This is a genomic window from Barnesiella sp. CU968 (assembly GCF_905219685.1).
In the GTDB taxonomy this organism is placed as follows: domain Bacteria; phylum Bacteroidota; class Bacteroidia; order Bacteroidales; family Muribaculaceae; genus Lepagella; species Lepagella muris_A.
The window spans coordinates 1-10770 of record NZ_CAJMXD010000060.1 but is presented as its reverse complement, the minus strand read 5'-3'; the positions used below and the strand labels follow the sequence as shown (position 1 = coordinate 10770).

Sequence of the window (10770 nt, the reverse complement as noted above, 5' to 3'; positions counted from 1 at the left end):
GGTATAAACCAGCAGATTTACAGTCTGCCCCATTTGGCCACTCTGGTATTCGCCCTTATTTTTTTTTGAGCCTCTTGTCGGATTCGAACCAACGACCCCGAGATTACAAATCACGTGCTCTGGCCAACTGAGCTAAAGAGGCATTTGGTGTTTCATCAGTCTTGTCATTCAAGTGCCAAACGAAATCGAGTGCAAAGTTATAACAATTTTTCAGTCTCACCAAATTTTCCATGAAAAATTTTCGAAAAATTTTTCTTAACGCTTGAATTTCCTATTCCACCGTTACCGATTTTGCAAGATTTCGCGGCATATCCACATCCTTCCCTTTGTTTATAGCAATGTAATATGACAACAGTTGCAGCGGTATGGATGTAATTATAGGCGACAGACATTCAGGCACTTCAGGCACTTCAAGCACATGGTCTGCAATATTGCGTATCACACTGTCACCCTCGGTGACAATTGCAATTATGCTGCCGCCCCTTGCTTTCACCTGCTGAACGTTGCTTACAATCTTTTCATAAAGATGATCGCGGGGCGCCACAATGACCGAAGGCATCTCGGCATCGATAAGAGCTATAGGACCATGCTTCATCTCAGCAGCCGGGTAACCCTCCGCATGGATATATGAAATCTCTTTGAGTTTCAAGGCACCCTCAAGCGCGACCGGATAGTTGTATCCTCTGCCAAGGTAGAGGAAGTTGCGCGCGTATGTATATATAAGCGACAATCGCTCTATCTTGTCATTCAGCTTGAGCACATGCTCCACAAGTTCCGGCATCTTCAGTATCACCTTCCCGAGTCCGGCAATCTCATCTGCAGTCAGCGTTCCCCTGAGATCAGCAATTGCCATGGCTATCATTGTGAGCACCATTACCTGACCGGTAAACGCCTTGGTCGAGGCAACTCCTATTTCGGGACCCACATGTATATAGGCACCACTGTCGGTCTCACGCGGTATTGAGCTCCCCACGGCATTGCTTATGCCGAATACGAAGGCACCCATGCTGCGCGCGATTTTCACGGCGGCAATAGTGTCGGCAGTCTCACCGCTCTGCGAGAGCGCTATCACTATGTCATCTTTCCCCAGAACCGGATTCGAATATCTGAATTCACTCGCATATTCAACCTCCACGGCGATATGACACATTTCCTGAATAAGATATTTTCCTATCAGGGCGGCATGCCATGATGTGCCACACGCCACAATCACAATTCTTTTGGCATTAAGGAATTTCTCCTTGTGGTCGCGCACACCGCTGATAATGACCCGCTGTCCGTTTTCAACCACTCTACCACGGATACATTCGCGCAAGGTTGTGGGCTGTTCGAAAATCTCTTTAAGCATAAACGACGGGTATCCACCTTTTTCAAGCTGTGAAATTGACATTTCAAGTGTCTTCACGTCTATCTTGCTCTCGCGGTTCTCCAGATTCAGCACTTTAAGCGGCTCGTTGCGTCTGATCACCGCTATCTCTCCGTCATTGAGATAAACCGCGTCCTTGGTATATTCAACAAAAGGAGACGCATCGGATGCAAGAAATGTCTCGTCATCACCGATACCGATTACAAGCGGACTGCTCTGACGCGCGGCAATTATCGTATCGGGGTCGTTTTTCTCCACCACGGCTATCGCATATGCGCCCACAACCTGATGAAGAGCCTCCCGCACCGCTTCAAGAAGAGAACACTTGTTGTTGATCTTTATGTATTCTATAAGCTGCACAAGAACCTCGGTATCGGTTTCCGAATGAAACTTGCAGCCATGTTCCTCAAGAGCATCCTTGAGGAGTTTGTAATTTTCTATCGTGCCGTTGTGTACGAGCGCGAGATTTCCATCCTCACTGTAATGCGGGTGTGCATTGCAATCCGACGGCTCGCCATGCGTTGCCCATCGGGTATGTGCTATTCCCACAGAGGCGTCTGTATCCTTGTCATTGCATATTGTCTCAAGATTCTCCACCTTACCTTTGGCTTTGAATACATTCAGTTTTCCGCCAGGAGCCACCAACGCGATTCCCGCGCTGTCATATCCTCTGTATTCAAGACGATGAAGACCTTTTATCAAGACATCATATGCATTCCCGTTTCCGAGATATCCTACTATTCCACACATAGTGCATCATGTTATTATCGGCCGCAAGTCAATATCAATTTCCTCTCTCGAAACAACTTTCTGTTTCAGATATCAGCATCTCTGCCAGGTGACTTTTGAAAAGCTTATCCGGCCATCGTTTGTATTGGAGATGTAAAATTACCAATTTTATACCGAAAAACCAAAAGAGGCCGCCTATTTTGACAGCGACCTCCCTTTAAACGTTGCACAGGTGCATTTTATTTTATATTTAGACGCTTATTTCACATCTTCATCTATGGCGATTCCATCACCGGTTGCAATCACACCAGCGGTATCAGTGTCTGGCATATCCTCAATCAGACCCACCTCATCGGGCAACGTAAGATCCGGACCTGCGCCTGCAGGAAGAGGAAACGCCTCATACTTCTGATACTCCTCGGCTTTTTTGGCGTTCTTCTCCCCTATCTGACTTTCCGAGACGGCATAAATGGCGGTTCTGAACATGTCGAGATAAGGCGATGCCGCCTTGAGATTGGCAAGATCCTGAGCGGCACGGTTGTATTCAGCTGTCGAATCCGTGGGCTGACTGTTTATGATATCGAAATACTGCTGGGCACTGCGCGCGTATTCACCGCAATAATCAATCATAACCGTATAATCCGAATCTGTAAGCGGTGCGTGGGAATCAAGTTTTGCAGCGACTTCTGCCGGAGTGGGAGCCGAATTGGAGCATGAGACAAACGCCACACACAACAATGCCATAAAAATAGTCTTAAGTGTTTTCATAATATAAAGTTTTCAGTTATCGTTTACATCAAGAAGCTGTTTAAAACTCATCTCCGAGCGGTGATACGGCAGGCTCTCTCAGCTTGTAAAGCAACATTCTCTTAAGCTGCGGATTCTCTTCCGTAATCGCAGAGAGTTCCCAGTGCTGTCCCGCCTCATCGCGCAACAATGGAGAGGTGGCATCCACATCCGTAAGATTCCATGTCAACAGCACGGTCTTTATCTTCAGGGCTTTCAGTTTTCTTACGAGCATCTCATGATCGGCATCACCCGTTATGAGCACTACATAATCAAACTTACGGAATGTGGCGAGTTCATAAGCCTCCAGTGCGAACCACACATCAACACCCTTTTCCACAACCTCAGTCTGACCGTCTCTGTCAATCTCCCTGAGATGTTTGTAATGAAATATGACATCATTCTCAATCAGAGTATCCTCGAATTTGCGTTCGTTATAAAGAAGATGTTTGTCGTAGGCTTCTTTGACGCGGAAACGACCGCGGAAATAATGTGCTTCGGTTATCTGACAGTCCGACACATGAATATCCTCTGCATAAGCTATCGTGGAACTGATAAAATCAAAGAGTGCCCTGACCCTGATTATAGAACGCTCCTGCGCTTTCAGTGCCCGGTTGATTTTGGCATAATACCCGCCGTCTATAAACACCCCTATCGAAAGATAATTAAGCATTTTTAATTCTTTAACTTTTCTTTTAATATAACAACGCCTCCATCCAATTGGTTTAGGAAAGATATTTATGCCAAAGACCGGAAACCCGGCGTAAGACACGCGCTGGATTCCCGGTCTCGACATTATCTTGAAAACCGTATTATTATTGGTATAATTCAACTATGCAAGTCTGCGCAGTATATCTGTCAGCAACTTCCAGAAATCACCTACAGATGNGATATTTGCCTTTTCGTTAGGCGAATGGATATCTTTCAAAGTAGGTCCGAAGCTTACCATGTCGAGTGCGGGCATCTTCTCAAGGAATAGACCGCATTCAAGACCGGCATGAAGAGCCTCCACTTTCGGTTTGTGGTGAAAAAGCTCTTCATAACTTTCTTCAGCAACTTTTAGCACTTTGGATTCCGGATTCGGAGCCCAGCCCACATAGGCGTCATCAAAAGAGACTTCCGCTCCGATCATACTGAAGAGAGCTTTCACCCTGTCTGCAATCTCATCGCGTCGCGAATCGACAGATGAGCGCTGGTGAACGGTAATATCGATGCGTCCGCCATCCGTCATCTTGACAGAGGCAAGATTGCACGATGTCTCTACAAGTCCTGGAATCGCAAGCGACATACCCTGCACGCCGTTAGGACAAGCGAAAACAGCTGAAATAAGATTATGCGCGGTCTTGCAGTCAATGACCTCGGCACGCGCCTCTTCCTCTTTGACCTCAAATGTAAAATCTTTTCCTTCGGCAGCCATAAATTCAGCATGTACACATTTGTCGAAATCTGCGGCGAACTCATGGAATTCCGCTTCATATTCCGCAGGGATGCCTATCACGGCGTGAGCGTCACGGGGAATGGCATTGGCAAGATTACCGCCGTCTATCTCCGCAAGAGTGATACCGAACTTTCTGTCGGCTTCCCAAAGGAAACGACACAGCTGCTGATTGGCGTTGGCGCGTCCGAGAGCGATTTCCATACCGGAGTGTCCGCCCTTGAGATTACTGAACGACACACGATGGAAAATCTGACCTTCCGCCGCTTTTTCCATGGTATAAGGAAGCGAGGCAAGAGTCACTTTTCCTCCGGCACACCCTATTACGAGTTGTCCCATCTCCTCGGAATCAAGGTTCAGAAGTATATCTCCTGTCACGAACCCCTTTTCAAGTCCGTTCGCACCGATGAGACCTTGCTCTTCATCTACTGTGAAGAGGCATTCAATCGGTCCGTGCACAAGATCCTTGTCGAGCAACACAGCCATAGCTGCCGCGCATCCCATGCCATTGTCGGCACCGAGTGTCGTGCCTTCAGCCCTTACCCATTCTCCGTCAACAACCGTTTTGATGGGATCCGTAAGAAAGTCATGTTCCACACCGGGACGCTTTTCGGCAACCATATCCTGATGACCTTGAAGTATGACCACTGGCGCATTCTCGTGACCCGGCGTAGCCGCCTTCTTCATCATCACATTGCCGACACTGTCGCAATGTGCCTCTATGCCATGACGTTTAGCCCAATCTATCAAAAACTCACGCATCTTGTCGAGATGATGCGTCGGACGTGGCACTTTTGTTATTTCATCGAAACATTCCCAGATCAATCCGGGTTCAAGATCAGTGATTTTCATAATTATTCCTGTTTTTTTAATTTGGCATAAGCTTTCGCCATTTTCGTGTGATATCCCCTTCTTGCATAACTTGCCCCATTATATTTTCGGGCAAAACCGGACCAATTCTTGTTTTTAAGGTCGGCAAGCATTCCGGTGTTTGTAATGAAAGTTGCGAAAAGTTCAAGTTGCTGAAGCTCCGAATAAGACATAAGACGAACCATCTCATCCACAGACTCGCAGCCACAAAGCTTGTAATTGAAACCTCCTATCTGAAACATTCCCCAGAACGTGCCCATATTGGCACCCTGCGCGTTTACCTTACGGGCATTGATCAGAAGTGTCCATTCTCTGAGGGCATAACCGGTGAGTCCTGCAGGCACTTTTTCTCCTTTGGCGCCTGATTTGTCCTTTGCCTTGGAACGGAAGCGGTTATACATCGTTCTGTCGAAATTGATCACCGGCACACCCGGTGCCCAGAAACCTTTCATATTGGCACCGGCTTCTATGGAAACCACAGCCTTTATTGCCGCAACCTCCACTCCGAGTTCTTCAGCCACGATACGGAAATCCTCGTCCGACAGTTTCGAATAACGTGTAGACTCATCCACCTCCGGCACCGAATCCACTCTTACCTGGCGGGGTTCTTTCTCACTTCCGGTTTCAGTCTGCTGTCCGGAGACCCCGCAGGCTGGTCCGGAGGCAACCGATGCCACCAGAACCGACCCGAGGATCAGCGATTTCATAATGCCGACACTTTTTCAAGCACCCTGCAGAGATGCTGCCAGAATTTCTCTACTGTCGGTATATACAGTTTCTCATCGGGTGAATGAACGCCTGTCATTGTCGGACCGAAACTTACCATGTCGAGATTCGGATATTTGGCAAGGAAGAGTCCACACTCAAGACCGGCGTGAATAGCCTTGATCGCCGGCTTCTTGCCGAAGAGTTCGTCATAGGCTTCGGCAGTGATCTTCATTATTTCCGAATTCATATTGGGAGCCCATCCCGGATAGCCGTCACTGTGAGTGACCTCGGCGCCGGCAAGCTGGAAATGAGCCTCGACCTGACCCGCCATGTCATTCTTGCGGCTCTCGACCGATGATCTCTGCGAAGTTGTGACAACAACCTTGTCATCGCCCACAAGCTTCACACTTGCGAGATTCGTGGATGTCTCCACAAGTCCCTCTATATCGCGGCTCATCGAATACACGCCGTGTGGCGCGGAATATATGGCGCGGATCAACGCTATCGAAGTCTCCGAATCCATGCAGAATTCCGGACGGTCATACTCTTCGATGCGCAAATCCATCGAGGGCTCCACACCGGAATATTCATTGCGGATTTCAGCGGCATATTTGTTGAGGTGATGCATCATCGCCTCCTTGTGGTCGCTGTGTATGCCGAACACTGCGTTTGCCTCACGCGGAATTGCATTGCGGAGATTGCCGCCCTCGAACGAGCACACCGTTATATCCCAGCTCTGCGAGCACTCCCAGATGAAGCGGGCTATGACTTTATTGGCGTTGGCACGACCGAGGTTGATATCGCTGCCGCTGTGACCTCCGAGAAGACCGGTTACCGAAACACGCATATATTTGAAATTCTCCGGAGTGTAACTGCGGCGATATGTAAATGTGGCGGTAGTGTCTATGCCGCCGGCACAGCCCACGAAAATCTCTCCGTCATCTTCTGAGTCAAGATTCAGAAGCATTGTGCCTGTTATCATGTCTTTGCCAAGATTCTGCGCACCCTCAAGACCGATCTCTTCGTTTACGGTAAAGAGAGCCTCCACGGGACCATGCACCAGAGAGTCATCGATCATGACAGCCATTGCCGCCGCCATGCCTATGCCGTTGTCCGCGCCGAGCGTGGTGCCACGGGCTTTAACCCATTCTCCGTCGATATAGGTCTGAATCGGATCTTTGAGAAAATCATGCTCTGTGTCGTTGTTTTTTTCCGCCACCATATCCATGTGTGACTGCAGAATCACGGTCGGCGCGCTCTCATGTCCGGGTGTGGCGGGTTTGCTCATGACCACGTTGCCCACCTTGTCAGTGCGCACTTCTATATTGTGGTCTGCCGCGAATTTCAGAAGAAAGTCACGTATCTGCTCCTCATGGCAGGAGGGACGCGGAATTTTTGTAATCTCATCGAAACATTTCCAGATCAATTCCGGTTTAAGGTCTTTTACTTCCATAAAATATGTTTTTTATTATTTGGTTATACCTGTTTATCTGTGTTGCCACGCACGTTTGCGCCCTCATGAATCGGCACACGTACATATGCGGCAACACTCCAAAGTTAACAAAATAATCGGAGAAATAGACGCTTTTTTCAATTTTTTAGTTAATTTTGCATCTCAATAACCTTAAATGAATTAAAAAAAGTGAAATTAACACTACTGATTACTTTATTTCTCGGAATATCGTTACTTTTGCTCTCCTTTCGCTTCGCGGGGGAAAAATCTGTAGGTTGCCACGGACACCAGGGCAATTCCAGAATGAATAAAAAGCAAAGGGTATGATATTTCCATATTACATATAAAAAAACAACATCATAATAAAAATGAAAAAGATCAACTCATTCATTGTGGCATCACTCGCTGTCATCGCGCTAATAGCTACAGCATGCAATTCAGAAGATGCAAAGAAAGATGCCCCCGCCGGCAAGGCTAAGGCTGCAAAGACAGAAGTAAATCTTCCCAATTACCGCTATGTGGATCTTGACTCGGTTCTTAGCAAATACAACCTTGCCAAAGACTATAACGAAGAGATGCTACGCATGCAGACAAATATGGAAAGCGCGGCGAAACGCCACGAAAACAAAATCCAGAATTTTGCCGCCACCATGCAGAACAAAATGCAGAACAACGGCTATCTCTCCGAAGCCTCTTATCGTCAGGACGAGCAGACAATCAACAACATGCAGACTGAGGCGCAACGCAACATATCCTCTCTTCAGAACAACTACCAGAACGCAGCGATGCAGGCTCAGCAGGCGGTAATAGATTCAATTACAAAATTCATCAAGGATTACAACAAGACCAGAGGATACGATGCGATATTCCAGAAAGCATCCACTCTCTATATCAACCCCGAACTTGACATAACCGATGAAGTTGTGGAAGGTCTTAACGCAAGATATAACAAAGTTGCTAAAAAATAAACAGGAAGCTGTTGAAAACACATCTTCTGTACTGACCGGGGTCGGCATCACGCCTCCTCCGACAGTCAAACAAACGAACATCGGCACGAAATCTTAAGCGATTTCGTGCCGATGTTTGTTGTATAAGAAATTGATTGCTATCTTTGCAATTGAAATTGCTTTGAAATAATATGATAGAAGACAACATTATAAATAAAGAAGCCAACGAGCGCACTGTGCTTGTCGGGCTTGCCACTAAAGCGCAAAACGAAATCAAAGCCAACGAATACCTCGATGAACTGGCATTTCTCGCACGCACGGCAGGTGCCGAGCCGGAAAAGCGGTTCGTCCAGAAAATGGACTATCCCAACCCGCGAACATACGTAGGCACAGGAAAGCTTGAGGAAATCCGGCAATATGTGGAAGACAACGAGATAGGTCTTGTGATTTTCGACGATGACCTCTCTCCGAAGCAAGTCGCCAATATCGAACGCGAGCTGAAAGTAAAGATTCTCGACCGCACGAGCCTGATTCTCGACATATTCGCAAAAAGAGCACAGACCGCCACTGCACGCACGCAGGTGGAACTGGCACAATATCAGTATCTGCTGCCACGTCTTACAAGGATGTGGACACACCTTGAGCGACAGCGGGGAGGTATCGGCATGCGTGGTCCCGGCGAGACTCAGATAGAGACAGACCGCCGAATCATCCTCGACAAGATCTCAAGACTCAAGGATGAGCTGAAACGCATCGACAGCCAGAAAAGCATCCAGCGCAAAAACCGTGGAAAACTTACGCGTGTGGCACTTGTGGGTTACACCAACGTGGGAAAATCCACGCTGATGAACCTTCTCAGCAAGAGCGATGTATTCGCAGAAAACAAGCTCTTCGCCACTCTTGACACCACAGTGCGTAAAGTCATAATCGACAACCTCCCCTTCCTCCTTTCCGACACCGTAGGGTTCATACGCAAACTTCCTACTCACCTTGTCGATTCGTTCAAGTCAACACTTGATGAAGTGAGAGAGGCGGATGTCCTTGTGCACGTGGTGGATGTCAGCCATCCCCAGTTCGAGGAACAGATCGATGTGGTAAACAAGACACTGGCGGATGTGTGCGGTGCCGCCGAAAAACCTATGATTCTGGTGTTCAACAAGATTGATGCATTCTCTTATACCCCCAAAGACCCTGATGACCTCACTCCGAAAAAGAGAGAGAATATCTCGCTTGATGAATTCAAGCAGACCTGGATGTCAAAAATGAACAACAACTGTGTCTTTATCTCCGCAAAAGAGAAGACCAACATCGATGCCCTCAAGGAGATGCTCTATGAGAAGGCGAAGGAGATTCATACAGAAAGATTCCCGTACAACGACTTTCTCTTCCAGAAATATGATGACCTCGACACGACAATATAGACCGCTGCAATGGTGGGAAATACGGGAACTGGAGCAGAACGGATGCGTTTGCTCCGACTGGGGTCGTGTGCATGTCTGCGACGGCACTGACCTCACGAAAATACGTAATGTGAGATTTGCGGGAGATATCCGGATAGGCGCAGATGTCACAATCGAGAATGTAGGTCTTCTGGAGATGGAGACCGAAGCGCTATGCGGTATTGGCACGGAAGTCTGCGTGCTTGACGAGACCGGTTCACGGAGCGTACGCATATTTCCGGGACTTACGGCTCAGCTTGCGATGCTTGTCGCCCGCGACCCGGCATGGGCGGAAGGTCCGGTAAAGGAATCATTCGACGAACACATTAACAACTACCCTCTTGACAGAGCAATAGGAGACGGAGCGGTAATCCGGAATTGCGGTTTACTGTTCAATGTGGCAGTCGGACGGGAAGTACGCATCGAGGGAGCATCCTCACTCCGCAACGGAGCCGTAATCAACAATGCCGCCCATGGCAGGGCATTGGCGCGTATCGGCGCGGGGGTCGATGCCGACGGATTCATAATTGAAGACGGGGTTGTGGATTCGGCGGCGATCATACGCCACTGTTACATCGGGCAGGGAGCTGTGATTGAGAAAGGGTTCACTGCCCATGACTCTCTTGTTTTCTCCAACTGCTCGCTCGAAAACGGCGAGGCTTGCGCTTTGTTTGCCGGTCCCTACACCGTCAGCATGCATAAGTCCTCTCTGCTCATAGGATGCCAGACAAGCTTCATGAACGCCGGCAGCGGCACCAATCAGAGCAACCATATGTATAAGCTCGGTCCCGTGCACTGGGGGTTGCTCGAACGTGGCGTGAAGACCTCCTCCGGATCATACCTCATGCTGGGTGCAAAAATAGGCGCTTTCTCTCTGTTGATGGGACAGCATAAGACTCACCCCGATTCTTCTCAATTCCCGTTCTCATACCTCTTCGGTGACGACCGTGGCGCCACAGTGGTGGTACCGGGCGCCACGGTCGTCACCGAAGAGGTATGAGAACGGGAATTGAGAAGAATCGGGGTGAGTCTTATGC

At 48.3% G+C, this 10770-nt stretch carries 9 protein-coding genes and 1 tRNA gene; 3 read left to right on the top strand and 7 right to left on the bottom strand.

The features are described 5' to 3' along the window. Positions 1 to 68 precede the first annotated feature (68 nt). The 7 genes from JX312_RS03975 to JX312_RS03945 all read right to left on the bottom strand — a co-directional run bounded on the left by JX312_RS03975 (position 69) and on the right by JX312_RS03945 (position 7347). Positions 69 to 142: transfer RNA gene (locus tag JX312_RS03975), tRNA-Thr, on the bottom strand. A 129-nt stretch (positions 143 to 271) separates the two neighbouring features. Continuing rightward, the gene (glmS, locus tag JX312_RS03970) at positions 272 to 2116 is read right to left on the bottom strand and encodes a glutamine--fructose-6-phosphate transaminase (isomerizing) (RefSeq protein WP_204457146.1); all 1845 of its coding nucleotides are present in this window, start codon (positions 2114 to 2116) and stop codon (positions 272 to 274) included. 237 nt (positions 2117 to 2353) lie between these two features. Continuing rightward, on the bottom strand, positions 2354 to 2863 hold the full coding sequence (locus JX312_RS03965) for a hypothetical protein (RefSeq protein WP_204457145.1): 510 nt from the start codon (positions 2861 to 2863) through the stop codon (positions 2354 to 2356). Between the two features lie 40 nt (positions 2864 to 2903). Next, positions 2904 to 3554: an NYN domain-containing protein gene (locus JX312_RS03960; RefSeq protein ID WP_123406183.1), complete on the bottom strand. Its 651-nt coding sequence runs from the start codon at positions 3552 to 3554 to the stop codon at positions 2904 to 2906. Between the two features lie 159 nt (positions 3555 to 3713). Continuing rightward, positions 3714 to 5168 (bottom strand): aminoacyl-histidine dipeptidase, encoded by a 1455-nt coding sequence (locus JX312_RS03955; protein ID WP_204457144.1) that lies wholly within the window; start codon positions 5166 to 5168, stop codon positions 3714 to 3716. A 2-nt stretch (positions 5169 to 5170) separates the two neighbouring features. Beyond that, positions 5171 to 5893: an N-acetylmuramidase family protein gene (locus JX312_RS03950; protein WP_204457143.1), complete on the bottom strand. Its 723-nt coding sequence runs from the start codon at positions 5891 to 5893 to the stop codon at positions 5171 to 5173. Then, positions 5890 to 7347: an aminoacyl-histidine dipeptidase gene (locus JX312_RS03945; RefSeq protein ID WP_123406101.1), complete on the bottom strand. Its 1458-nt coding sequence runs from the start codon at positions 7345 to 7347 to the stop codon at positions 5890 to 5892. Before JX312_RS03945 ends, JX312_RS03950 begins: the two co-directional genes overlap by 4 nt. 368 nt (positions 7348 to 7715) lie before the next feature. Between JX312_RS03945 and JX312_RS03940 the strand changes: the two genes are divergently transcribed. From JX312_RS03940 to JX312_RS03930, 3 genes are all read left to right on the top strand, one after another. Further along, complete coding sequence (locus JX312_RS03940; protein ID WP_123406103.1) at positions 7716 to 8315, top strand: OmpH family outer membrane protein; 600 nt, start codon at positions 7716 to 7718, stop codon at positions 8313 to 8315. Between the two features lie 170 nt (positions 8316 to 8485). Then, the gene (gene hflX, locus JX312_RS03935; RefSeq protein WP_370541471.1) at positions 8486 to 9715 is read left to right on the top strand and encodes a GTPase HflX; all 1230 of its coding nucleotides are present in this window, start codon (positions 8486 to 8488) and stop codon (positions 9713 to 9715) included. Next, positions 9690 to 10733 carry a DUF4954 family protein gene (locus tag JX312_RS03930; protein WP_204457142.1) on the top strand — a complete coding sequence of 348 codons (1044 nt, stop codon included), beginning with the start codon at positions 9690 to 9692 and terminating at the stop codon, positions 10731 to 10733. Before hflX ends, JX312_RS03930 begins: the two co-directional genes overlap by 26 nt. Positions 10734 to 10770 lie beyond the last annotated feature (37 nt).